At 71.5% G+C, this 24,089-nt stretch carries 21 protein-coding genes and 1 pseudogene; 9 read left to right on the plus strand and 13 right to left on the minus strand.

Annotated features, from left to right (window positions below; genetic code table 11):
- Window positions 1-205, plus strand: a 205-nt coding sequence (locus tag ACSNOC_RS20115; protein WP_436748897.1) for a hypothetical protein, incomplete at its 5' end; no start/stop codon positions are given.
- Window positions 206-548: 343 nt separating this feature from the next.
- Here the strand turns inward: ACSNOC_RS20115 and ACSNOC_RS20120 are convergent.
- The 5 genes from ACSNOC_RS20120 to ACSNOC_RS20140 all read right to left on the minus strand — a co-directional run bounded on the left by ACSNOC_RS20120 (window position 549) and on the right by ACSNOC_RS20140 (window position 5,396).
- Window positions 549-1,166: a HEPN domain-containing protein gene (locus ACSNOC_RS20120; RefSeq protein ID WP_436748898.1), complete on the minus strand. Its 618-nt coding sequence runs from the start codon at window positions 1,164-1,166 to the stop codon at window positions 549-551.
- A gap of 9 nt (window positions 1,167-1,175) precedes the next feature.
- Window positions 1,176-2,387: a DUF262 domain-containing protein gene (locus tag ACSNOC_RS20125; protein ID WP_436748899.1), complete on the minus strand. Its 1,212-nt coding sequence runs from the start codon at window positions 2,385-2,387 to the stop codon at window positions 1,176-1,178.
- A gap of 505 nt (window positions 2,388-2,892) precedes the next feature.
- A complete protein-coding gene (locus ACSNOC_RS20130; RefSeq protein ID WP_436748900.1) occupies window positions 2,893-3,186 on the minus strand; it encodes a transposase family protein in 294 nt (97 codons plus the stop codon).
- A gap of 441 nt (window positions 3,187-3,627) precedes the next feature.
- Window positions 3,628-4,137: an NUDIX domain-containing protein gene (locus ACSNOC_RS20135; protein ID WP_436748901.1), complete on the minus strand. Its 510-nt coding sequence runs from the start codon at window positions 4,135-4,137 to the stop codon at window positions 3,628-3,630.
- Window positions 4,134-5,396, minus strand: coding sequence for an XRE family transcriptional regulator (locus ACSNOC_RS20140; protein WP_436748902.1), 1,263 nt, complete (start codon window positions 5,394-5,396; stop codon window positions 4,134-4,136). Before ACSNOC_RS20140 ends, ACSNOC_RS20135 begins: the two co-directional genes overlap by 4 nt.
- Before the next feature lie 158 nt (window positions 5,397-5,554).
- Here ACSNOC_RS20140 and ACSNOC_RS20145 point away from each other — a divergent pair, with 158 nt between their 5' ends.
- The 3 genes from ACSNOC_RS20145 to ACSNOC_RS20155 are packed head-to-tail and all read left to right on the plus strand — an operon-like array spanning window position 5,555 to window position 6,446.
- Window positions 5,555-5,902 carry a DUF6415 family natural product biosynthesis protein gene (locus tag ACSNOC_RS20145; protein WP_436748903.1) on the plus strand — a complete coding sequence of 116 codons (348 nt, stop codon included), beginning with the start codon at window positions 5,555-5,557 and terminating at the stop codon, window positions 5,900-5,902.
- Entirely contained in the window at window positions 5,899-6,201 is a 303-nt protein-coding gene (locus tag ACSNOC_RS20150) for a hypothetical protein (protein ID WP_436748904.1), read from the plus strand. Before ACSNOC_RS20145 ends, ACSNOC_RS20150 begins: the two co-directional genes overlap by 4 nt.
- A complete protein-coding gene (locus tag ACSNOC_RS20155) occupies window positions 6,198-6,446 on the plus strand; it encodes a hypothetical protein (RefSeq protein WP_436748905.1) in 249 nt (82 codons plus the stop codon). Before ACSNOC_RS20150 ends, ACSNOC_RS20155 begins: the two co-directional genes overlap by 4 nt.
- Here ACSNOC_RS20155 and ACSNOC_RS20160 read toward each other — a convergent pair.
- Together ACSNOC_RS20160 and ACSNOC_RS20165 are read right to left on the minus strand one after the other, a co-directional pair.
- Window positions 6,443-7,351 carry a restriction endonuclease gene (locus ACSNOC_RS20160; RefSeq protein ID WP_436748906.1) on the minus strand — a complete coding sequence of 303 codons (909 nt, stop codon included), beginning with the start codon at window positions 7,349-7,351 and terminating at the stop codon, window positions 6,443-6,445. The two genes, ACSNOC_RS20155 and ACSNOC_RS20160, sit on opposite strands and share 4 nt — an antisense overlap.
- Window positions 7,344-7,988, minus strand: coding sequence for a hypothetical protein (locus ACSNOC_RS20165; protein WP_436748907.1), 645 nt, complete (start codon window positions 7,986-7,988; stop codon window positions 7,344-7,346). Before ACSNOC_RS20165 ends, ACSNOC_RS20160 begins: the two co-directional genes overlap by 8 nt.
- Before the next feature lie 161 nt (window positions 7,989-8,149).
- Between ACSNOC_RS20165 and ACSNOC_RS20170 the strand changes: the two genes are divergently transcribed.
- Window positions 8,150-9,082, plus strand: coding sequence for a hypothetical protein (locus tag ACSNOC_RS20170; protein WP_436748908.1), 933 nt, complete (start codon window positions 8,150-8,152; stop codon window positions 9,080-9,082).
- On the opposite strand, the gene ACSNOC_RS20175 is transcribed toward ACSNOC_RS20170, so the two are convergent.
- Together ACSNOC_RS20175 and trmB are read right to left on the minus strand one after the other, a co-directional pair.
- On the minus strand, window positions 9,069-10,262 hold the full coding sequence (locus ACSNOC_RS20175) for a PrsW family intramembrane metalloprotease (protein WP_436748909.1): 1,194 nt from the start codon (window positions 10,260-10,262) through the stop codon (window positions 9,069-9,071). The two genes, ACSNOC_RS20170 and ACSNOC_RS20175, sit on opposite strands and share 14 nt — an antisense overlap.
- Before the next feature lie 41 nt (window positions 10,263-10,303).
- Window positions 10,304-11,083: a tRNA (guanosine(46)-N7)-methyltransferase TrmB gene (gene trmB / locus ACSNOC_RS20180; RefSeq protein WP_436748916.1), complete on the minus strand. Its 780-nt coding sequence runs from the start codon at window positions 11,081-11,083 to the stop codon at window positions 10,304-10,306.
- Window positions 11,084-11,211: 128 nt separating this feature from the next.
- Here trmB and ACSNOC_RS20185 point away from each other — a divergent pair, with 128 nt between their 5' ends.
- Window positions 11,212-12,663 carry an outer membrane protein assembly factor BamB family protein gene (locus tag ACSNOC_RS20185; RefSeq protein WP_436748910.1) on the plus strand — a complete coding sequence of 484 codons (1,452 nt, stop codon included), beginning with the start codon at window positions 11,212-11,214 and terminating at the stop codon, window positions 12,661-12,663.
- A 51-nt stretch (window positions 12,664-12,714) separates the two neighbouring features.
- Here ACSNOC_RS20185 and lhgO read toward each other — a convergent pair whose 3' ends face one another.
- Complete coding sequence (gene lhgO, locus ACSNOC_RS20190) at window positions 12,715-13,947, minus strand: L-2-hydroxyglutarate oxidase (protein ID WP_436748911.1); 1,233 nt, start codon at window positions 13,945-13,947, stop codon at window positions 12,715-12,717.
- An 8-nt stretch (window positions 13,948-13,955) separates the two neighbouring features.
- A complete protein-coding gene (locus tag ACSNOC_RS20195; protein WP_436748912.1) occupies window positions 13,956-15,377 on the minus strand; it encodes an MFS transporter in 1,422 nt (473 codons plus the stop codon).
- 589 nt (window positions 15,378-15,966) lie between these two features.
- Between ACSNOC_RS20195 and ACSNOC_RS20200 the strand changes: the two genes are divergently transcribed.
- Window positions 15,967-18,042: an asparagine synthase-related protein gene (locus ACSNOC_RS20200; RefSeq protein ID WP_436748917.1), complete on the plus strand. Its 2,076-nt coding sequence runs from the start codon at window positions 15,967-15,969 to the stop codon at window positions 18,040-18,042.
- Between the two features lie 9 nt (window positions 18,043-18,051).
- On the opposite strand, the gene ACSNOC_RS20205 is transcribed toward ACSNOC_RS20200, so the two are convergent.
- The gene (locus ACSNOC_RS20205) at window positions 18,052-19,935 is read right to left on the minus strand and encodes a sigma-70 family RNA polymerase sigma factor (RefSeq protein ID WP_436748913.1); all 1,884 of its coding nucleotides are present in this window, start codon (window positions 19,933-19,935) and stop codon (window positions 18,052-18,054) included.
- 200 nt (window positions 19,936-20,135) lie between these two features.
- Window positions 20,136-20,602, minus strand: a pseudogene (locus ACSNOC_RS20210) (TetR/AcrR family transcriptional regulator).
- A gap of 182 nt (window positions 20,603-20,784) precedes the next feature.
- On the opposite strand from ACSNOC_RS20210, the gene ACSNOC_RS20215 reads away from it, so the two are divergent.
- The gene (locus ACSNOC_RS20215) at window positions 20,785-22,143 is read left to right on the plus strand and encodes an NAD(P)/FAD-dependent oxidoreductase (RefSeq protein WP_436748914.1); all 1,359 of its coding nucleotides are present in this window, start codon (window positions 20,785-20,787) and stop codon (window positions 22,141-22,143) included.
- A gap of 119 nt (window positions 22,144-22,262) precedes the next feature.
- A complete protein-coding gene (locus ACSNOC_RS20220) occupies window positions 22,263-23,954 on the plus strand; it encodes an ATP-binding SpoIIE family protein phosphatase (protein WP_436748915.1) in 1,692 nt (563 codons plus the stop codon).
- Window positions 23,955-24,089: the final 135 nt, after the last annotated feature.

Raw genomic sequence — 24,089 nt, forward strand, 5'->3', positions numbered from 1 at the left:
CCCCCACACCGACGACCTCCGCACCTACACCGCCGCCGGCCACCCCCTGGGATGCCTCCGCATCCGCCTCAACCCCGGCGAGGGCTACATCACCCCCACCGAACTCCTCCCACACGACGGCTCCACTGAGGCCCACGACCAACCCTCCACAGCCGCGTTCTGGCTCGGCCACTGGCCGCGGGGAACGCTCCCACCGCTGGCGTAGGGACGTCGTAGCTGCGTTGAGTGATCATGCTCGCCACCGCTGAGCAAGAGCCTGAAATGCAGCGCCGGAGGAACACGTTCGGGACGCACACTCATCGCGTGCTCACCCGTCGTTATAGCGAGCCCTCTGTCCGGTAATACCGGGTTTGCCCAAGAGCACCGAGAGGAGGTGGCGGATGCCAGAGGCGTCCCAGCCCTTCCAAGACCTCACCCGTGTTGTTGATACCGAGCGATGACTGGGGTATCCAATCCTGCCCTGCGGGAACTGGTTCGGTACTGTCGGGGACGGCCGCCGTAGAAACTGACAGAGTGTCCACGTTGCCTTGTCATGGCTGGGCGTTGAGCTACTTGGCTGTCATCTGTTGATCGAGATCTCGAAACCCTTCCAGGATCCGCCTGACTGTGTTGAGCTCCTTCTGAGGGTCGGGACGTACCTGCAACTTTGCTGTCTTGTGCGCAGAGTCACCGCGTGCGGTGGCCCATGTATCGACATCGCTGAGCCAAGTGGTGTCTAGCTCATCTTCCTGAAGGCCGATAGGAAGGAGCATCCTGAGGAGATTCTTTTCCTTTATGCCGTGATTCTGGTTCCGTGCGTATCGGTGAAGATCGGTGCGTGCTTCCTCTATCCTCTCGGCGAGCGTTGGATATTTATGCCGCTTCGAGGCTGCTTCGTTTAGTGACGCGGGAATTGAAGAAACCGACTCCCTGAAGGCCATGGCGGCTAGCAAGATGACCGAAACCTCACCATTCGATCTCCACTTGGATGCCGCGCTATCGATTACTTCGATGACGCGGTCCTCTATGAACGATTCAAACTCGGCGTGCGCCAATACCCTGAATGCCCGCGTATGCTCGTAGACTGTTTCATCGTATAGGCCCGTGGGTTCAAAATTTCTGGGTAGAAAGCAGTGGCGCAGGTCATTGATCCTCTCCTCAAGTTCTTCGAATCGCGAAGATGCCACATCAATCCCTCATGGTGCAAGGCGGTTGTCGCGCAATTCGGGAATGCGCAGCTTCATGTCTATGGCGTTACCCAGGGATTCTCCCCACAGGGAAAGGCGGCGGTACGTGGCGAGAGGTGTCTTAGTGGTGGTCTGGATGGATTCGACGAAACGCTGATTGCTGTCACACAGGTCTCGAAAAGCTGCCTCGATCTGCGTTTCTCTAGCAGCGCACTTAGCTCGGATGTTCGGATCCGAGAAGTAGTAAGTCATGACATCAAACACCGCGCGATTGAAGCGGCCCTCGTACTTTCCGTTGGCCCATCGGTAGAACGAATTGTCTCCGAATACCTTGAATGTTGCTTCGATGGCGCGATTGCAGTCCTCGCCGACTTCCCTGATTCGGGCCTCTTCCTTCGGCCACTGGGCGTTGAGGAGGTTTACGGTGTCGTCGAGGAATTTCTTCAGATTTCCGGTGTATTCATCGAGAGTGAACCGGAATCCGAAGTATCGAAGTAGAATCTCCACGTCTCGCATGCGGAAATCCGGCTTGTCGATACGCAGTGCGACTCGGAGCCATTCGCTCTCGGAAGCGCAATCATCCAAGAAGTCGGTGAACTTGCCTGGGTGAAGAGCCTGCCTCAATTCTTGTGGAGACAGTTTTACGCTTCCGGTGTTCAGTCTTAGAAATACGAGGTTGAGGAAATCTTCATTGGGCCAGCGCCGCACGACGACGGTGCGAATTGTCTCGTTGAGAAGGGAGTTCAGGTCATCTACGTATTCGTCACCATTCTCCATCTTCTTGAGTGTCGCAAGCCGCAAGTCCTCTCGTACTTCGAGGCCGGTTAGGGAGAAGCCTTTGAAACTCTCCTCCTCGTCCGAAGCAGCAAAGGAAGAACCTGCAGCAAACTGGCGCAGCGCTAGAAGGCGCTGCTTGCCGTCGAGTACGATGAACTTTCCGCGCCTGTTCTTGTCCTCCGCAAGGACGATCTGGGGGATCGGCAGTCCCAGGATGAGCGACTCGATGAAGCGACTTTTTCTCGGCTTGTTCCAAGCGTCTCGACGCTGGAATCGCGGGTTCAGCTGAATATTTCCACGGCGGAGTTGGCTGAGGATGGTCTCAGCTGTCCAGTCGGTGTCAGTGACGACGGCGCGCGTCACCTCCTCTGATGTCACTGTCTCGGCGGCATCATCCTCTTCGCCGTCCGTGTCATCCCACTCAGGCTCGTTGTAACTGGCCATCTTCTCCTCACCCTTGACGTAGCTGCCGGAGGTGCCTGAACCATCCACTCAACTCGTGAGACTCCCCGGCTTAGTGGCGATTCACGCATCTTAAGACGCTGGGGCAGCTCCGGGCTGGTGAAGTCGGAAGTCGGTGGGGCGCGTTGGCGGAAGCTGCCTGGGGCGAGGGAGCAGGGCCCCTGCGCCGGCCGGCGGACCGGGCTAGCGAGCTCGTGCGTGGTTGGCGGTGGCCTGTCGGCGGCCGGGGTGTGGGCTGGTGCTCATGTTGTCTGCGTCGTCCGGGCGGCGGCAGTCTGTTGGCGGGAGAGCAGTGCGGCGACGGCTTGGACGGTGTCGGCGAGATGGTCGCGTGGATCATGGTGACGTGCGAGAGCCCGCCAGTTCTTCAGATGGGCGATGCCGTGCTCGACCCGGATGCGGCGGGAGGAGTGGGTATGGCGCTGGGCGGCGTGCAGGTGTTCGTACCACTATGGCGCGTTCTTGCGGAACTTGCGTTGTGGCGGCCTCACGACCTGCCCCGTGGTCTGTGCGCCGAGGCCCTGGTAGCCGGCATCGGCGAGAATCTCCACACGGGCCCCTGGGCCAGGATGTCGACCAGGCCGGAGTCACGGGCCTGGGTGATGTCCGGGCAACTGCCGGGCCGCACCTCACCGCAGAACAGCAGCCTGCCCTCCGCGTCGGTGACGACCATCGCCTTGACGGCGTTCTGCCTGCTCTTTCCGGAGGTGAACCGGTCCCGGTCCACACTCCCGGTCACGGGCCGGCGGACCCTGATCTCCTTGGCGTCCAGGATCGCCATCCGCCCACTCGCCCCGAGATATCCGATGACCTCGGCCAGGTGCGCAGCCGCACCCCGGAGCGATGGTGCAACCGTGCTCCGCAAGCAGCGGACGCACCTCACCGACGGCCCGGGTGATCGTGGACGGTCCACGGCGAATCAGCAGACCAGCACAACGTGCGTGATGCGGTACCGCAGGCGCACCAGCGTGGCCAGCAGCCGGTCGACGAAGACGGAGCTTGTGCCGGGCACCGGCGCCGATGGCACGTTGCCGGATCCTGGAAGCGAGCCTGGCACGGTGTCGCTCCTCCCACAGCGGGCCCTGCTCGGCGATGAGTTCACCGATCACTCTCCGCCGACAGGCCCGTGCACCCCACCATCACCGCACGCATCGCAATCCCCGCCATCCAGGAACCAACGGCCCAGCAACCAGCAGGCCACGGCCGACCACGCACGAGCTCTCTAGTCGGCCGATCCGTCACGCAGAAAGACCGAACCCTCACCGCCCGCCGTCCGCAGCGCGGCGGCGAGCCTTCGCCGCAGTCTTGGCGTGAGGAGGTCGCGGGCCATATCAGGGCGAGCGAAGGTGACTTCGGCGAGTTCGCCGTCGTGGGGGCGGAGTCCGGCGGCCTGGCTTTCCGTGAGGGTGCCACCGTCGAAGACGAAGGCCAGGAGGTCGTCCCAGGGGCCGTGGGGCGGGATCCAGTCCACGACGAGCAGTCGGCCGAGTGTGGGCGTATAGCCAAGTTCTTCCCGTAGTTCTCGCCGCGCTGCCTCGTCCGGGGCCTCATTGGCTTCGGCCATGCCACCGGGGAGGTCCCAGCCGGGCTTGTAGGTGGGTTTGACCAGCAAGACCCGGCCCGACTGGTCGCGCAGGAGGACGTCGGCGGCGACGCGTTTGCGTGCCTGCCTGGCGTTGCCTTCCGCGAGGTAGGAGTTCCACGCGGCCGGATCGGCGGGACTGGGCCTCATCGGCTGGGTCCTTCCGGGGACGGACTGATCACATCGGCGAGTAGGAGCATTCTCGTCCTTGCCGCGTCATCGAGCCGCTCCAGATGGTTCCGAACCGGCGCATATCCGCGATGCGGTCGGAACAGGGCGCGGAGCTCATCGAGTTGGCGGACCACGCGAACCGAACCGGTGGCGTTGCCGGAGCCCAAGAGCCCCGCCCCGGTATGGATTGCTGCATCGAGTTCACCTCGCATGACATGGAGGCTCGCTGTGTTGATCCAGCTCAGCACAAGGGAGCGAGCCCGCTTGTCTGCTCGCAGGGCAACCGCTTGCTCGGCATGGACGAGGGCTTGCTCATACCGTCCGAGATCGCGCAGAACGAGCGCTGATTCGCTGGCCAGTGCCGCAGCGTCGAAGGGCGACAGCCACGGGTGCTCCGCATCGGTCTGCCTCTCCGTAGAGAGGTGGGCCTGCTCCAAGGCCCGGACGGCAGGGAGATGTTGGCCGACGCTGGCGAGTGCGCGGGCCAGCATGGTGTGGAGACGCGCGGTGAGTGGAGCTGCGGGTGGTCCTTCAGCCATGAGATTCAGACCCATGTCCGCCCATTGTGCAGCTCCTGCGGCGTCGCCGGTGGCGAGGGCCAGGTGACTCATGCTCGCGGCGATATTCGCGGCGAGCAGTACATCGCCCGCCGCTTGGGCAAGGGGCAGCGCACGAGTGAAGTGACGCTGCGCGAGCAGGTCTTGACCGGAATCATGAGCCATCCATCCGGCCATTTCAGTCATAGCGGCGGCAGCCGCAAACACGTGCCGCCCACTGCCGGGGTCCACAAGGCGGGGCGCGATGTGATCGGCGAGGTGGCGGACGACGGCGCCATAGAGCCGACCGCCGCCGGCCTGCTGGTCGGCGTTGCGGAAGGTATCGATCGCAGCGACATCGTCCTGGTCAGGCGGCGGACCATCCGAAACTCGGCGGTCGGTGGCGGGGGTCGGCTCCCAGTCGCGGCGGGCAAGGCCGAGTAGGTGTCCCGGGATGCGGAACGCATCGGCGATCTTCTCGAACAAAGCCAACTTCTCCACCCGGCTGCGGCCGTTCATGTAGTCGTAGAGGCGGCCCTGGGTGATGTCGACGGCTGCGGCGAGGCGGCGGGTGCTGATTCCCCGGTGGTGGAGCAACCTGAACAGCGCACCCATGTCCCGTTCCCGGCAGGCGAAGAGGAGGCGTTCGTCTCCGAGCAGCCCGGCTGCGATCTCGTGCGGTTCCGGAACTTTCTTGTGCACAGCGGCACCTCCCGGCAGTTCGTGCACTCATCGTAGCCAAGTGACCCCGTCTTGGAGTCACCCTGCGGAGTCTCCCCATGACCGCCCTGAGCTCTTGACTGAGGGAAGCACGCCCTTCCGGGGCGGGTCCCGGCAGCCAGTGCGAGGAGACGCCCGCTGTGAACGACCTGGTGTACGCAGAAGAGATGAGGCTTGACATCGCCTTGGCGATGGCCCTGGCCAAGCACCACCCGACTGGGGATGCCGTAGATGCACTGCGCAAGCGGCTGCGCCGATATGTCCGGACACTGCTTCCAGACGCGCAGGCTCACATCCGGGCCTTGACAGATTCGGACGCCAGACGGACCGCACGGACAGTCCTCCGGGAGGCTGACAGGATCGCGGCTGACATGAGTGAGGGCACTGATCCGGCTGCGAGTCTACGGCTCCTGGCCAAGGCCGTGGATGTCCTGAGCGGATACGCGATCGCCGGTCAGCAGAGCGCCGGGACGGAGACCGCTCGGTGATCGGTGCCGACGGGGTGCCATTCGAGGTCCTGCTGGGCCTGGCATGCCGGTACTGCCACCGGCCGTTCCGCACAGCTCGATGTTCCCCCGTGGAGGCCGGAACGATCACCTCCAGCCGCATCTATGCCCGCCCGTGGCAGTTCCGTGTGCTGGCCTGCGGAATCTGTGTGCCACCAATGAGCCGTCAACCCGGCACGTTCGTCGGTGAACAGTCCCCCGAGGAGTTGAACGAGATGACCCAGTCCGGCGTGCGAAGGACGATGAGCGTTGGATCGCAGCGCAAGGAGGCTCGGCGATGAACAGCCCCAGCGCCGGTGTCATGGTGACGGTCGAGGTGGACGCCTCGACCGTCCGGCGGGGTGATCAACTCATGATCGGCGGGCAGGTCTTCACGGTGAGCGACATGATCGCCCTCGCCCAGGGCGCCAAACGCCTGGAGTTCACCACCGGCGAATCCTTCACCATGCGCCCGACGACGGTCCTGTGGATCACCCGCCGCCGACCGCTTCAACGACGACGAGCGACGCGGTCGGCAGTTCGCTAAGGCGTGGGCTGATGACTTTCGAATGTCGCTCCCGAAGGCCACATCGTCGCAATGTTTGCCGCCGCGCAGAGGTCGATCAGGTCCGAACGCGGCTGCTCAGGCACCAACACAGCCAGGCGGGGGTCAGCAGGGATGTGTCGTCGATAGTCGTAAAGCTGGCCAACGGCCATGCGGATGGCCTCCCGGGTGACGCTTCCCTTGGCTTCCACCAGCAAGTTGTCGGTGACGTCGTAGAGATCGGTGTAGAGCGCTCTGACTTCGCCAATCGGCCGGATCCGGTTGCGCGTGACCTTGTGGCCCAGCCCTTCCAGATACTCCCGCAGCCGGTGAACCAACGGCCCTTCACGGCGTTCGGCTTCGTAGGGCTCCCTTGAGGGCTGGATGTCCACGCGTTCGGTGAAGTGCTGCTCCAGCGGGACGTACTCAGTGACGAGCTCCCTGCTGGGAATAGGGATGGGAGCGGGAGACGGAGGGGGTGGCAGCGTTTCCCCCACCGGCACCAGCCGGAAGATGATCATGCGCCGGATGCGGCCTTCGCCGTCCGGAGCATCAATCGAGTACCAGGGCTCCTCGTCCGACAGGGCGAACTCGCCCACACGCTCGACCACACTGCGCCGCACAGAACGGAAGAGGTGGAGCGCGGTACCACGGTCCACGTGTCGGAGAATCGCGAGATTTCCCCTGGTGAGCACCTGATCCCCGGTTTGCCCCTCGCCGCTGTAGTGATAGCAGCCGTCCTCGCCCCAGTGATCCGAGTACCCGTGCTGGGGGCCGCGACTGGGGTCCGTGAAGAGGAACACCGCAGAAGCGCTCGGCGCCGAACAAATGCCACCTTGTCGACTGCCGCCGTAGCGGTCATGGATGGCGGACCGCTTCAAGGGTTGCCCTATGGGGATATCAATCATGCGTCCGGCTCTCGTCACCCGTTACCGATGATGGGAGAACTGTACGGAACGGCACCCGCTCCCGCGCCAGCAGCAGCAATTCCGTGCTCGTCGCCACCGCCAGGGTGCGGCCTGTGGGGGAGAAGCCGACCGCGCGGAGGGGGGCGTGGGTCGTGTGGTGGATGTGCCACCAGTCGCCGCCCGCGGGGCCGTGGTACAGACCGCCGTCCGTGGAGAGCAGGACGCGGTGGTGGGGCCAGTCGGGGCTGACCGCGTCCAGGGTCCAGCCGTCGTCCGTCGTCGCGTGCAGGCCGCCGCCGTGGAGGCCGGCGATGGGGACCTGGGTGCCGGTGAGCGGGCCCAGGCCCGGGCAGGTCAGGTGCGGGCCGGTGGGGTCGGTGGTGTCCGGGTCCGGGTCGCGGTCGCGGGCCAGCAGCGCGCCGGTGGCCGCGTCGAACAGGCCGTGGCCGTCCAGCGAGACGACCATCACCAGGTCGTGGCCCGTGGCCGGGTTGAGGGCGAAGCCGATGCCGAGCAGGCCGCCGATCCGGATCGCCGGGACGGCGGGTGCGAAGACCGGGTGCCACGGCGGCGGGGCAGGGGAGACGGGGGCAGCGAGGAAGCGCTCCCGGAGCTGTACTTCGTACTCGGTGAACATGGCGCTCCATCCCACGCTTTCTGTGAGAGAGACGTTACGGTCGGTTGCCGCCGACGCGCTAGACAGGCAACGTTCACCTTGGCGGTGCCTACGAGTCACGTCCCGAGTCCCTCCGCGGGGGCACAGTCGAGAACATGAAGGTCAGGCTGCGACCGGGAAGTATGGCACGCGCGGAGGATCTCATCACCGCGTGCGTGCGGGAGTGCGCCGGCTATCTCGCGGCGCTGCACGCGCTGGACGGGGCGGCGGCGCCGGAGCGGACCAAGCTGGTGTCGGCCATCGGGACGCTCGTCGTGGAGCACACCGCGTACGAGCCGGACACCGACCGGTCCTTCGACGCCCTGCTGAACGTCGGCCGCCTCGCGCTCGACGCCGGCGAAGTGCGGCTGGCACGCCGCGTCGCCGACGCCGGGGTCGCGCTGCGCAGCAGGTCGCGCGACGCGTGGCGGCTGCGGGCCCAGGCCCTGGCCGCGGACGGCCGGGAGGCCGACTCCGTCCACGCCTACGGCCGGTCCGACGCCCTGGCCGGCGCCGATCAACGGCACATCGGCATCGAGGCGTTCCGCGCCCAGATCGCGGGCCGCGAGATCTGCGTCGTCGCCAACGGCGAGGCCGTCGCCGCCGGCGACCTCGGCGGCGAGATAGACCGCTACGACCTGGTGATACGCCTCGACTCGTTCCAGACCCACACCCCCGGCACCGGCGACCGCACCGACATGCACGCCGTGTCGGCCCGCAGCGACGGCCCCGGCTGGCGGCGGCGCGTGCGGACCCGCCTCGTCTTCGGCGACAAGCCCGCCGAGTGGCAGGCGGCCATCGCACGGAAGCTCGTCCCGGGCGCGCAGGACTTCGTCGGCGACCTGTCGCTGAGCCGTCCCCTCCGCGATCCCGCCGTGATCGGGGAGCCCGGCTGGGCGGCCGACGCCAGCACCGGCTTCACCCTGCTGCGGCTGCTCGACTTCCTCGACGTCAGCCCGCGCATCGACCTCATCGGCCTCGGCCTGCCGGGCCAGCTCCGCGCCGAGGAACGGCAGTGGGTCCTCGCCCGGGCCGTCAGCCGCAGCGCCGACGGGATGCGGATCAGCTTGCGGTGACGAGATCGGCGCGGGCCGCCGCGAGCGTCGGTGGCCCGGCCAGCGCCCGGTGGTGGCGGACGCGGTCGAGGAGTTCACGCTCCCGTGCGGCGAAGTCCGGCCCGGCCGCGTCCCGTTGGGCCTGCTCCCGCAGCAGCGCCAGTGAGGTGACCGCCGCCTGGTACGCGGCGACCGCCCGCCATCCCGCGTGGCCGTGCTCCTCGCGGGCCAGCCGCCGCGCCAGCGACCGCCGCCGCGCCGACCCGAGCGCCGGGACCTCGGCGGCCGACAGCCATCCCGCCGCCGCGTACAGCGGCACCAACGCGCGCACGACGCGCAGTTCGCGGCGCCGCGCCCACGTCGTCACCCAGCACAGCGACGCGAACACCGGGATCATCACCAGCCCGTAGACCAGGCAGAAGCCGACCAGGTCCATCGAGGCCGACGCGTTCCACGCCGAGTGCAGCGCCATCGCCGCCGCCAGCCCGCCCAGCGGCAGCAGCGCGCGCGGCGCCCGCCGGTGCCGGGCCAGCACCGCCGCCAGCCCGAAGCCGATGCCCGTCATCGCCGTGAACACCGGGTGCGCGGCGGGCGCGGCCAGGATCCGGACGAGGAACGTCAACGCCGTTCTGGAGCCCAGGAAATCCGCGCCGGCCAGGCCCGCCGCCCGGTCCTGGGTGAAGGCGCTCCCCAGGTACAGGACGTTCTCGGTGAACGCGAAGCCGGTCGCCGTGACGCCCGCCGTCACGATGCCGGGGAGGATTCCGTTGAACGCGTGCGGCCGGCGCAGGAACAGCAGCAGCAACGCCACCGCCTTGCCCGACTCCTCCACCACCGGGGCGATGACGGTCAGTTCGAGCGTGTCCGCGTGCGTCGGCGCGAGCGTCGCCGCGTCGTCGGTCAGCAGCCGCACCAGCAACCCGTTGGCCAGCAGCGCGAACAGCGTCGCCGCGCACGCGCCCCACCCGAACGCGAACGCCAACGCCCGCCACGGCTTGGGCGCCTGCGCGTCCACCCAGCGCAACGCGCCGAGCAGGACCGGCACCGGCAGCAGGGCGAGCAACAGCCCCGCCACGAAGCCCTCGGCACCCGTCACCCGCCACACCAGACCGGCCACGACCAGCCCGCACAACGGGAGTACGACGGCGATCACCCGGCGCGCGGGCCAGCGCCGGGGAGGTGGGGGGAACGGAGGGCGCACGCCACGACCTTACGGCGCGCAGGGGTGCCCTCAACAGCCGGTCACGTGACCGGATTACGGCGGAAGATCACGTCCCGCACCACGTGCCCCTTGGTCAGCCCCTGCCGTTCGAAGCGCGTCAACGGCCGGTCCGCGGGCCGCGGCGCGAAGCCCTCGCCCGCCGCGTTGGTGAACGAGGGGCTGGCGCTGAGCACGTCCAGCATCCACTCCGCGTACGGCTCCCAGTCCGTCGCGCAGTGCAGTAGCGCGCCCGGCGCCATGCGGGAGGCGGCGAGCTCCACGAACTCCGGCTGCACGATGCGCCGTTTGTGGTGCCGCTTCTTCGGCCACGGGTCGGGGAAGAACACCCGCACCCCGGCCAGCGCGGGGCCCGGCGCGAGCATTTCGCGGAGCAGGATGATCGCGTCGCCGTTCGCCACCCGGACGTTCGTCAGGCCGTGTTGCTCGGCCAGCCTCAGCAGGTTTCCCTGGCCCGGGGTGTGCACGTCGGTGGCGAGAATGCCGGTGCCGGGGTCGGCCGCCGCCATCTCGGCGGTCGCCTCGCCCATCCCGAAGCCGATTTCGAGCACGACGGGCAGCCCGCCGAACAGCGCGTCCAGGTCCAGCCGCTCCCGCCCGTCGATCTCCAGGCCCCAGCGCGACCACAGCCGCAGCAGCGCGTCCCGCTGCGCGGACGTGACGCGGCTGCGGCGTGGCTGGAAGCTGCGGATGGCGCGCTCGTGGCGCCCGCCGACCGGATCGGCGGCAGGGCCGAGCCCGGGCGGGAACATCGGGGCCCGCCCGGTCGTGATAGGCGTGAGACGGCTGGTGCTGTCGGTCATGTCTCGTGCGTCGGTCATCTCGGTCACAGTGCGTCCGATTTTACGGCGATAAGGCAATTCGAACGGAACCGGCCGGCGGACCCCGTACGTCGGACTCGGTGACGAAGCTCGTGACCCGGGGGAGTGTCATGGCGGAGGGCAAGAACAGCCGCACAGGCCTGATCGCGCTGCCCGTGGGCATGGCGCTGCTGGCGCTGCTGACCGTGTATGTCGTGGTGTTCAGCCGCGAGGAGGGGCGCACCACGGCCGGGGAGGTCGACGGCGACCTGGTGGCGGGCACGACCGGCAAGGCGGCCACCGCCTCCGGCGACGAGCCGCCCGCCGAGCTGGCGCGGCTCTGGCGCGCGCCCGCCCTGGAAGCCGGGACCGGCGGGGCGGACGCGTTCGCCACCCGGCTGTGGGCGAACGGCGAGACCGTGACGGTCGTCTCGACCGCGGGCGTCACCGGCTACAGCACGACCGACGGCGCGCGGCTGTGGGACGTCCCGCTCCCGGACGGCGCGACCCGGCCCTGCGCGGCGGCCGAGCGGACCAACGCGGCCGGCACGGGCGCCGTCCTGTACGCGACCGCGTCGGAGAGCACGGACCCCGCCGACACCGACCCCGCCGACGCCGACGGCGCGGAGGAGAGCTGCTCCCTGCTGGGCGTCGTCGACACCGGGACCGGCGCGCTGCTGTGGTCCGCCGACCTGCTCACCCCGGACGCCCGGCCCGTCGCCGCGCGGGACGTGACGGTGACGGTCGGGGAGTCGACCGTCACCGTCAACCTGGACGCGGCCGGCACCCCGGCCGGCTTCCACCGCTTCGACACCGCGACCGGCACCGAGCTGCCCGTTCCCGAGCCGCCGGACGGCTTCGCGGGGGAGTGCCCCACCGGCCGCCAGACGCTGGCCATCCGGCACGCGGACTCGCGCGTCGCCGTGCTGACCCGCTGCGACGGGACGCCGGAGCTGAGCGTGTACCACGCGGACACGGGCGAGCTGGAGTGGACGCACCCCGCCTCGGACCCGGAGTTCGGCTTCACCGACATCCTCGCCGGTGACCCGGTTCTGCTGCACCAGGGCGACGCGCTGGTGGCGTACTCGGAGAACGGCGACGAGCTCTGGCGCCTGCCGATGGCCGGCCTGGTCCCCGAGGAGTCGGCGGTGGGGGGCGAGGTCCTGATCGCCCGCCACGCCCCCACCGACCCGGACACCGACCAGGACCCGGACACCGACACCAACACCGACCAGGACCCGGACCCGGACCAGGACCAGGACGCGGATGTCGCCGTCTTCACCGGCTACGACCTCACCGACGGCTCGCCGCTGTGGGAGGCCGAACTGCCCGGGAACGTCCAGCTCCTCGACGTGGACGACACCGGCCGCCCGCTCCTCGGCCACGCGGCGGACGGCAGCCTGCACCTGGTCCGCCTCGACCCGGCCGACGGCACCGACACCCCGGCCGGGACCGTGCCGCTCGACCCCCGCCGGACCGACGACGAGCCGTACGTCGCCTACGACGAGCACCAGTGGTACGTGATGGCCGCCATCGAAACGGACACCGCCCGGGGCCTGCGCCTGCACGCGTTCGAACGCTGAGCGCCGCGGCCCCCGCCTCAGCCGCGCCCCCGCCTCAGCCGCGCCCCCGCCTCAGCCGTGCTCCAGCCTCCGCAGCAGCCGCCCCGCCACCTCCTGGCCGATCGGCAGGCACGCCGTCGCCGCCGGGGACGGCGCGTTCAGCACGTGGACCGTGTGCGGGGCCTCCGCGATGCGGAAGTCGTCCACCAGCGTGCCGTCCGGCAGCACCGCCTGGGCGCGGACCCCCGCCGGCGCCGGCTCCAGGTCGTCCTCCGTCACCTCCGGCAGCAGCCGCCGCACCGCCGCCGTGAACGCCCGCTTCGACCACGACCGCCGCAGCTCCCCGGCGCCCGCCCGCCAGTGCCGCCGCCCCATCCGCCACAGCCCCGGATAGCTCAGCGCGTCCGCCAGGTCGCGCGCCCGCACCGTGCGCCAGTCATACCCCTCGCGCGCCAGCGCCGGCACCGCGTTCGGCCCGATGTGCACCTCGCCGTCCAGCCCCGCCGTCAGGTGCACGCCCAGGAACGGGAACGCCGGATCCGGCACCGGATACACCAGCCCCCGCACCAGCCCCGCGCGCTCCGGCCGCAGCCGGTAGAACTCCCCGCGGAACGGCACGATCCGCAGGCCCGGATCGTCCCCGGCCAGCCGCGCCACGCGGTCGCTGTGCAGGCCCGCGCAGTTCACCAGCGCCCGCGCCCGCAGCACCACGCCGTCCGCCGTCCGCACCGCGACGCCGCGCCCGGGCCGCCGGTCCACGGCGACCACCTCGGCGCCCGCGCGCACCGTCACCAGCGTCGCCAGCTCCCGCGCCACCGCCCCGTAGTCGCACTGCCCGGTCGTCTCCACCCGCAGCGCCGCCACGCCCCGCACCGCCGGCTCGTGCTCCGCGATCTGCGCCGGGCCCAGCTCCCGCACCGGCACGCCGTTGCGCCGGGCGCGCTGCGCCAGCTCGTGCAGCCGGGGCAGCTCGGCCGGGTCGGTGGCGACGATCAGCTTCCCCGGCACGGCGTGCGGGATGCCGTGCTCGGCGCAGAACTTCACCAGCGCCGCCGCCCCGCGCACCGCGAACCGCGCCTTCAGCGAACCGGGCCGGTAGTACACCCCGCTGTGGATGACCCCGCTGTTCCGCCCGGTCTGGTGACGGGCGACCCCGGACTCCTTCTCCAGGACCGTCACGCTCAGCCCGGGGCGCGCGGCCCGCAGCGCGTGCGCCGTGGCCAGGCCGACGATCCCGCCGCCGATCACGACCACGTCGCAGTCGTACCGCCCCGACCAGCCGGCCGACTCCCGTGCCATTGTCATGTGCGCCATCATGCCGGAGCGGCCAGCAGCGGACGCGCCCGCTCCTGCAACTCCCTGACCAGCGGCTCGTCCCCGTAGGGCGCGAGCCGGTGCAGCAAGTTCCGCACGTAGTCCGTCGTCCGCGCCGACGAGATGCGCCCGGCCACCTCCACCGCCCGCGTCCCGGCCGCGCAGGCCGCGTCCAGGTTCCCCGACTCCAGCTCCGCCACGGCGGCGACCACCAGCCGCAGCCCGTGCGAGCGGACGAACTCCTCGGTCGGCTCGGACAGCGCCTGCTGGGTGAACCGCCGCACCTGCCCCGGCACGTTCAGGTCGATGTAGCACTCGGCGGCGTCGGCGGCGAGCCGGTCGTACGCGTAGAAGTCGAGCCAGCTCGGGTCGCCGTCGCCCTCCCGCGAGCGCTCCAGCCAGCCCTCCGCGGCCGACAGCGCGGAGGCGCAGCCCGCCGCGTCGTTGGCCTTGGCCAGCGCCCGCGCCTCGACCAGCTTGAAGAAGCTCATGGTGCGGGCCGTGGCCAGCGAACGGTTCCGCTCCAGGGCCGCCTGCGCCAGGTCGACCCCCTCGTCCGCGAACCCCCGGTAGACCGCCTGCAGGGCCATCGACACCAGCACATAGCCGCCGAGCGGCACGTCCGCGGCGGCCCGCGCCAGCCGCAGCGCCTGGATGTAGTACCGCTGGGCCGCCTCGTGCTGCCCGGTGTCGAACGCCATCCAGCCCGCCAGCCGCGTCAGTTCGGCGGTGGCGCGGAAGAGGGAACGGCCCACGTCGTCGCTGTAGCTGCCCTGGAGCAGCGGCGCCGCGTCCGTGCGCAGGCACTCCGGCACCATGGACGAACGCCAGTCCCCGCCGCCGTACTTGGAGTCCCAGCGGCGCGCCTCCTCGGCCGCCTCCCGCAGCTTCGACACGTCCGAGTGCCCGACCCGGCCCCGCGCGCCGGTGCCGCCGCCCGCGCGCGGCGGGCCCGACTCGCGGGCCACGGAGGCGTCGGCGGGGGTTATGAGCCAGCGCGAGACGGGCGTGGCGTACGCGGTGACGGCGAACGACCCGGCCAGCGACTGCCAGATGCCCTTGCCGGGGGCGACGTCGAGCCGGTACAGCTCGGTCGCGGCGTCGACGGCCGCGGCGACGTCGCGGGGGAACGCGAGCCCCACCTCCGGCGCGGGATCGGTGTCGGCCAGGCCGATCTCGTGCAGCGGGACCGGGCGGCCCAGCTTGCTGCTGATGGCGGCGGCGATCAGGTGGGGCGCGGAGCCCTGCGGCACCATTCCCTTGGTGACCCACCGCGCGACGGACGTTTTGTCATAGCGCAGGGTCAACCCCCGCTGCGCCCCGAGGTCGTTGACGCGCCGGGCGAGTCCGGCGTTGCTGATTCCCGCAAGAGCGAGAACCGCCCCCAGCTTCTCGTTCGGCCCGCGTGGCTCCCTGGACATGCGCCGCACCCCTGACACACCAACGGCAGCCCCGCGACCAGCGCAGGGCTTTCCCGTACCTCCGCGAACCCAGCGTAGTTCGGCGCCTGCTGACCGTTAAGGGGGTGAATCCCGGATGGCGGATTTATGACCGTACGGGCGTACGAGCGCTTCCCCGATCCGGGTTCGTGCTCCCGGCATGTGGCCGTGCGCCCGCCCGTGCGCTCTGGGCAGGGCCGGCGGGCGGCGCTTGGATGGAAACGCGTGGGTCGGCCTGCTGCCCTGAGGGATCCAGTGGGCCGGGGGAAGCCGTCGTCTCATTCCCCGCGGACGGCGGCCTGGTCCGGGAGACGGCCAGCGTCTCCCGGACCACAGCACTCCTGCCCCAGGGGTGACCGCCCCATGAGCTGTTCTCCGGCCAGACTTTGGCCGAAAAGCATCGGTTTTCCCCGGCGTGCCGCGCGAAACACGGGAAACCGGTCAACACGTCGAGTAGTTCGTCATGCGGACGAACTACTCCCCCGCCATGCCCCGATCACACCCGTCCCATGGCAGCATGGGCGTACACACCTACGCGGCGGTCCAGGGAACCTCGATGGGGGAGGCGGCGATGCGGTGGTTGGTCGGGTGGTGCGGCGCCTCGGCGAGTGCTGCCCGTGACATCCAGCCCCTCGGCGCCCAGCTCCTGTGGGAAGGCCCGGACCCCCTGTGGGCCGTCGGCGACTGGCGCTCCGACGAGATCCGCCTCGTCCACGCCGACGGCGACACCCACCTCGCCGTCTTCGGATACTGCGGGGCCGACGACGCCACGCTGCGCCGCTCCCTCGTCTCCGCCCGCGCCGGCGCGCTGCGCCAGCTCACCACCTGGCCCGGCAGCTACACGGCGGTGGCCCGCTTCGGCCGCCGCACCGTGATCCCGGCCGACCTGGCCGGCACCAAACCCGTCTTCCACACGAGCTGGGCCGGCGGCACCGCGTACGCCACGGCCGCCCTGCCGCTGGCCGACCTCACCGAGGCCCAGCTCGACGTCGCCCACCTCGCCGCGCTGCTCGCCTGCCCCGAGGCGCCCGAGGCCGTCGGCACCGGCACGCCCTACCGGGGCGTCGTCCGCGTCCCGCCCGGCCACGCGCTGCGGCTGCGCGAGGGCGGCAGCAGCGACGTGCTGGACTACGAGCCGGCCGCGCCGTCCATCGTCGCCGCCCCGCCGGTCGAACGGGACGCCGCCGTCGCCGGCGTCCGCGAGGCCCTGGTCGAGGCCGTCCGCACCCGGCTCGCCGCCCCCCGCCACGCCCCCGAGCGCGACGCCGGGCCCATCCCCGGCATGGGCCCCGCCGACCGGCGCGCCGCCCGCCTCGGCCCCGAGCCCGCGCCCGGTGTCGGCGCCGACCTCTCCGGCGGCAGCGCCTCGGCCACCCTCGCCCTGCTGGCCGCCGGGCTGCCCGGCGTGCCCGGCACCGTGTTCGGCACGGGCGCCACCCTCGCCGGCGAGCGGCTGCTGGCCGTCACGTTCAACGACCTGACCACGCCCCGCGGCGGCCCCGGCGGCATCGCCCGCGTCGCCGAGATCGAGCGCGCCCGCATGATCGCGGAGAACCCGCGCCTCCACCACGTCGTCGTCGCCGCGGGCGAGGAGGCCCTGCCCTACGCCGACCTGGAGAGCGGGCCGCTCACCGACGAGCCGGGACCGTCCCTCGTCACCGCCGCCCGGCACCGGCACCGGCTCGCCGCGGGCAGCGCCGACCACCTCATCGGGCACGGCGCCCGCCAGGTCCTCGACGCCCACCCGGCCCGCCTCGCGGACCTGGTCATCGACCGCAGACGCCGCCACCTGCTGCGCCCGGTGACCGCGCTGGCCAAGGCGAGCGGCGGCGGCAGCCGCTCGATGTTCGTCCCCTTCACCGTCTACCGCGCCGCCCGCAGACTCGCCCGCACCCCCTACCCGGTGGGCCTGTCCGACGCCGCCGTCCTGCTGCGCCGCCCCCTCGACGACGAACCGCTCGTGGACGGCGCGCTGGGCGCCTCGCTGGCCGCGCTCGCCTGGTGCCGGCCCGGCCCGGCCGCCCGCTGGCTGACCGGTGAGGCGCTCGCGGAAGTATCGATTCGGCTCGAAGCGTTCGCCGCCAGACCCCGCGCCGCCACGGCCACCGGCCGCCCCGGCGTCCAGCGCGCCCGCGCCGTCCTCGCCCGGCACGCCGCCGACCACCGCGTGTTCGAGCAGGCCACCGAGGTCCGCCACCAGCGGCTGCATGCCCCCTTCTACGACAACCAGGTGGTCCGCGCCTGCCAGGCCCTCCCCGAAACCCTCCGCGTCCAGCCCGGGGCGCGCGCCGATGTGCTGCGCGCCGTCCTGGAGGGCGCGGGCGTGCGCGGGCTGCCCCCCGGCTGGGGGCACACCAGCGCCGCCTCCCACGCCGAGGCCGTCCGGGCGGGGCTGCGCGCCCACATAGGAGATCTCGTCGGCCTCTTCGACGCGCCGCTCCTCGCCGACGCCGGGCTCATCGAGGCCCGCGTCGTCCGCAAGGCCCTGCGCGCCGCCGCCGAGGGCGAGCGGCTGCCGCTGGACGGCCTGGCCGAGCTGGTCTCCACGGAGGTCTGGCTGCGCCGCCTGCTGACCCGCCGCGGCTCCTGCTGGACCGCCGAGGGAAACCGCGACCCCAGGGCCGTCACCAGCGGCGTCAGCCGCTAGGCGGGGCGCTCACTCGCAGAGGATCTCCGACTCAGCCCAGTTCGCCAGCGCCGCCATCCCCAGCACGTCGTCCGGCCGCACCGTCAGCGTCAGGGTCTCCACCCCGGTCAGCGGCACGTTCACCGGCACCGCGTCGTCGTCGGCGCCGACCGGCGGCGACGTCCACAGCTCCTCGCCGTCCCCGTGGACGCCGAAGACCGCCGTGCCGGCGGCCGGGACGGAGTCGTCCAGACCCGCCACCGCCCGGTAGGAGACGCACGGGCGGTTCAGGTCGATGGTCACCGACGACAGCGCGGGAACGGTGATCCCGCCCTCGTACGGCCGGCCGTTGACCGACAGGTCGTCGCGCTGCCACACCGGGCTGCTGCCCACGGCGCGCACGACCGGGTCCTCCTCGGACCCGAGGAGGCCGTATCCCAGCTCCTTCAGCGCGTACGGCTCCGGCTCCGGCTCCGGCTCGGGCTCCGGAGCAGGCGGCGGCTCCGCGGGCGACTCCGGCTCCGGCTCCGGCTCGGGGGCCGGCGGCAGCTCCGGTGACGGCTCCGCCTCCGGCGCGGGCTCGGGCGCCGGGTCCGGCTCCGCGCTGGGCTCGGGCTCCAGCCGGGGAGCGGCGGCGGGCTCGGGATCCGGCTCGGGCGCGGGCTCCGCGGGCGGCATCCGCTCGGTCGCGGGCGGCGGCTCCTGTGACGCCTTCTCCGGCGGGGGCGCGGCGGCCTGCGGCCCCTGGTCCGGGTCCCCGCCCATCATGGCCAGCGTGATGGCTGCGGCCACCGCCGTCGCCAGCACGCCCGACGCCAGGCCCGCCTTCACCGGCGCGCCCAGCCCCTCGGCCAGGGCGCCCGCGCCGGCCCCGCCCGTGCCGCCACCGCCGCCACCGGCCGCGACCGCCGCGGACCCGGCGGCACCGGCCCCGGCACCGGTGGTGCCGGTGACCACCGCGGCGCCCTTGAACCATGTCTCGGCCGCGAACCAGCCGATGACCGCGATCGGCAGCACGCCGCGCAGATGCTCGTTGAGGTCGCGCACCTCCGAGGCGGCCACCGAACACCGCGCGCACTCCGCCAGATGCTTGCGCAGCCCCCGCTCGGCCCGCGTCCGCAAGCCGCCCCGGGCGTACGCGCCCAGCCGGTCCGCGAACCGCGCGCACTCCCCGCCCTCGGTCAGCGCCCGGCTCACGTGCTCCTGGAGATACGCCTGCCGCAGCCCCTCGCGGGCCCGGTGCGCGAGCACCGCCGTCGCGTTGGGCGTCAGCCCCAGCAGCGGCGCCACATCGCGCGGCGACGCCTCCTCCACCGTGGTGTGCCACAGCACGGTCTGCCAGCGCTCCGGCAGACTGCGGAACGCGCGCACCGCCATCGACTGCTCGGCCTCGCGCATGGCCCGCACGTCGGCGCCCATGTCGACCGCGTGGTCCGGGCCGCCCGGCTGCCCGGCCGCCGACACGGCGAACGTCGCGAAGTCCTCGACGAGATGCTCCCGCCTGGCCGTCCGCGCCCAGTCCGCCGCCACCCGGCGCACCGAGGTCAGCAGATACGCGCGCACCGCCGTCTCCGGCCCGGCGCCGCGCCGGACCGCCTGGAGCGTCGCGGCGAACACCTCGTTGGTCAGGTCGTCCGCGGTGTCCGCGTCCCGGCAGCACGTCCGCGCGTACCGGCGCACGGCGTCGGCATGGCGCCGGTACAACTCGGCGTACGCCTCCGGCGCGCCCCGACGCATCCGGTCGACCAGCTCCAGATCGGCGGCGTCCCGGCCCCGCGGCCGCTGCTGCGGCACCGTCGACCGCGGCTCCCCGGACAGCCCCGGACCGCCCCGGGTCCCTGATCCGCCCGGGGACTGCGCCCCGGCGGACTCGGCGGACTCGGCGGACTCGGCGCCCTGACCCTCAACGCCCATACGGGAGGCCCCCCGGAGTATTCACATCGGTGTCAGCAACACGGGCAAGGCTGCCACACGAATGGCTCACAGCCACCCGACTGTGCCCAGATCCACCCGTCCGTGGGTTCCTTCCCACGACGCCACCGCGGCACCGTGATATAGGCGCCTCGGTGACGCCACCCCCCTTCTTTCCCCCGCGCCGCACTCCCGACCCCTCGTCACTCCCCGTGCGCCCGCAGCCCCTGGAGCAATATCTCCAGCAGCCGCGTCTCCGCCGCCGTCTGCCGCACCGGGTCGTCCAGCCGGGGCGGCGTCGTCGCTATCACCAGCATCAGATCGGCCACCGTGACATCCGCCCGCAATTCCCCGGCCGCCCGCGTCCGCTCCACCAACTGCCCGACCGCCGACAGCAGCTCCCGCGCCCCCGCGCCCGGGCCGCCAGCCGCTGGGTCTCTTCCTCCTCGATGTACCGCACGAGCGCCTCCTTGTTCGGAAACCGCCGGTACACCGTCCCCACACCGACCCGTGCCCGCCGCGCGACCTCCTCCATCGGCGCGCCGTACCCCTGCTCGCCGAACACGTCCCGCGCCGCGCTCAGCACATGCCGCAGATTCCGCTGAGCATCCACCCGCAGAGACGGGCCGGCCTTCGCGTCGTCCCCGGATCCCTTGCTCCCCATACTCATTTCCCCCGGTGGTGCGGGCAGCGCCCCGGAGGACGCCGCGCCGCGTGTTGTGGACTACGAACATAGTTGAGGCCACTGACAGTGAGAAGGACAGCGGGAACGGCCCGCCCCCGGCCCCCGAACGGAGCAGCACCCCGCACGACCTGTGGACAAACGCCCGCCCCCGGGTGCCTCATGGACGGGTGACGAAGCAACCCGCCCACATCGTCGTGGCCGGCGGCGGCTATGTCGGCCTCTACACCGCACACCGCCTCCAGCGCAGGCTCAGGCGCGAGCTGAAGCGCGGCGATGTCCGGATCACCGTCATCAGCCCCGAGCCCTACATGACCTACCAGCCCTTCCTCCCCGAGGCCGCCGCCGGATCCATCTCCCCCCGGCACGTCGTGGTCCCGCTGCGGCGCGTGCTCTCCCGCTGCCGTTTCCTCCCCGGAGAGATCACCTCCGTCGACCCCGCCGCGCGCACCGTGTCCGTACGGACCGTGGCCGCCGAGGAGACCGGTGGCGAACCCCTCCGGGTCGACTACGACGAACTGGTGCTGGCCCCCGGTTCCATTTCGCGAACACTTCCGGTCCCCGGCCTCGCCGAGTACGGCATCGGCTTCAAGACCGTCGAAGAGGCCATCGGGCTGCGCAACCACGTCCTCGAACAGCTCGACATCGCCTCGTCCACCCGCGACTCCGCCGTCCGCGACGCCGCCCTCACGTTCGTCTTCGTCGGCGGCGGCTACGCGGGCGTCGAGGCCCTCGCCGAGCTGGAGGACATGGGCCGTTACGCCTGCCGTTACTACCACAACATCCGCCCGGAGGAGCAGAAGTGGATCCTGGTCGAGGCAACGGACCGGATCCTGCCCGAGGTGGGTGAGCGTATGGGCGCATACGCCCTGCGCGAGTTGCGCGCGCGCAACATCGACGTGCGCCTTGGCACCCGGCTGGAGTCCTGCGAGAACCGCACCGCCGTCCTCAGCGACGGCTCGCGCCACCCCGCCCGCACCCTCGTGTGGACCGCCGGAGTCAAGCCCAGCCCCGTCCTCGCCTCCTGCGGCGTCCCCCTCGACGACCGCGGTCGCGTCCGCTGCACCGCCGCCCTCCGCGTCGAAGGCACCGAGCACATGTGGTCCGCGGGCGACGCCGCGGCCGTCCCCGACCTGGCCTCCGACATCCCCGGCGCCCTGTGCGCCCCCAACGCCCAGCACGCCGTCCGCCAGGCCCGCCGCCTCGCCGACAACATCGTCGCCTCGCTGCACGGCAAACCCCTCGGCGACTACCGGCACCGCTACGCCGGATCGGTCGCCTCCCTCGGTCTCCACAAGGGCGTCGCCCGGGTCTACGGCAGACGGCTGAAGGGATACCCTGCGTGGCTGGTCCACCGCGTCTATCACCTGAGCCGCGTGCCCACCGCCAACCGCAAAGCACGCGTCCTGGCCGAATGGACCCTTGCGGGATTGTTCAAACGTGAGATCGTCTCTCTCGGCTCCCTGGAACACCCACGGGCCGAGTTCGAGCTGGCAGCGGGTACCGGACGCCACCCGGAGGGCTCCTGAGACGGCCGGGCGTGTGACCATGGGCGGGCCGCCGCCCGTCAAAAAGTTGAAAAGACAAAGACCACGACGACGCCGAACGCACCACGACGCAGACGCGACACGAATCGGATCGGAACGCTGTGAATTTGACGCGCTGGGTTATCCGGCTGCCCGGGACACAGCGGCGCAACGCCGCCACCGCCGAGGGAGGCGTTTCCCAGGCCGGCCGCGGCCCAGGAGAAGAGCCCGGCGGCGTGCCGACGGCCCGCGGTGAGCTCCACGACCTCGCGCCGGCCGCCCCGAGGAGCGGCCAGGGCATCGACGCCCAGGCCATCCACGAACTGCTCGGCCAGGTCCCGACTCCCGTCGCCGTCGTGCGGGGCCCGGACCACCGCGTCGCCTACGTCAACGGTGCCTACGCCGCCCTCTTCGGCACCCGCATCCCCGGCCGTCCCGCCCGCGAGTCCCTCACCGAGCTGGTTGACATCGGCCTGCTGCCCCTCCTCGACCAGGTCCAGCGCAGCGGCACCCCGCGCAGCCTGAAGACCCGCAGTGTCCCCGGCGACACGCGCGACAGCTACTTCACCTTCACCTGCACCCCCGTCCGGATCGCCGCCACCGCCGACGACCCCGCCCAGCGCGGCGTCCTCGTCTTCGCCACCGACGTCACCGACCAGGTCACGGCCGCCGAGCGCCTCCGGGAGAGCGAGAGCCAGCAGCGCGCCGCCGCCGTCACCCTCCAGCGCAGCCTGCTCCCGCAGCGCCTCGAACAGCCCGACGACCTGCGCGTCGCCGCCACCTACCAGCCCGGCGGCATCGACGCCGCCGTCGGCGGCGACTGGTACGACGTCATCACCCTCGGCGCGGGCCGCACCGCCGTGGTGATCGGCGACGTCATGGGCCGGGGCGTGCGCGCCGCGGCGGTCATGGGCCAGCTCCGCACCGCCGTCCGCGCCTACGCGCGTCTCGACCTCCCGCCGCACGAGGTGCTCCAGCTCCTCGACGGCCTCGCCGCCGAGATCGACGCCAGCCAGATCGCCACCTGCGTCTACGCCGTTTACGACCCGAACGAAGGCACGCTCACCTACGCCTCCGCCGGGCACCTGCCGATCTTCATCCGCGAGCCGGACGCCTCCGTCCGCCGCGTGTCCGATCCCACCGGCCCGCCCCTGGGCACCGGCGGCTGGCTCCACACCTCCGGCGCCGTCCCCTTCGGACCCGGCTCCAGCGTGGTCCTCTACACCGACGGCCTCGTCGAGCGCCGCGACGCCGACATCGACGAGGGCATCGACACTCTGGAACAGGCCCTCGCCGGAGCCGGCGACAGCCCGCAGATCGTCTGCGACCGCCTCCTGCGCTCCCTCGGCATCAGCGAGGACCACGACGACGACGTGGCGATCCTCGTCCTGACCTGCCCCGAACGCCACGGCGACGAGGCCGAACTCTTCCGCGGCGCCGCCCTCGACCTCCTCGGCGGCATCGAAGCGGCCCCGCGCGCACGGGCGTTCGCCGACGGCGTGCTCGCCAGCTGGCGCTTCCCCGAGGAACTGCGCGAGCTGGGCGTCCTGGCGGCGAGTGAGCTGGTCGCCAACTCCCTCAAGCACGGCCGCGCCCCGATGGGCCTGCGCCTGCGCCGCACGGACCGCCGACTGATCGTGGAAGTGACGGACGGGGACGAACACCTGCCGCGCCGCCAGCAGGCCGCGCCGGTGGACGAGGCGGGCCGCGGCATCGCGGTCGTCGCCACGATCGCGGCCGAATGGGGCGCCCGCCGCCTGCCGGAAGGCGGCAAGGCGGTGTGGGCGGAGTTCGCCCTGCCGGACGCAAGTTGACGGCGTTGGGGTGAGCGCGTAACGTTGCCCGAGCGCTCAGGCAAGATGGAGCGCATCTGCCACCTGAGTGTGGCGCCCACTATGAACGAAGCTTCTGCCCGTGAGGGTCTGTTTCCGCTTGCCGGGAATGGGGTT

It is taken from the genome of Streptomyces sp. URMC 129 (assembly GCF_051386415.1).
Lineage (GTDB): Bacteria > Actinomycetota > Actinomycetes > Streptomycetales > Streptomycetaceae > Streptomyces.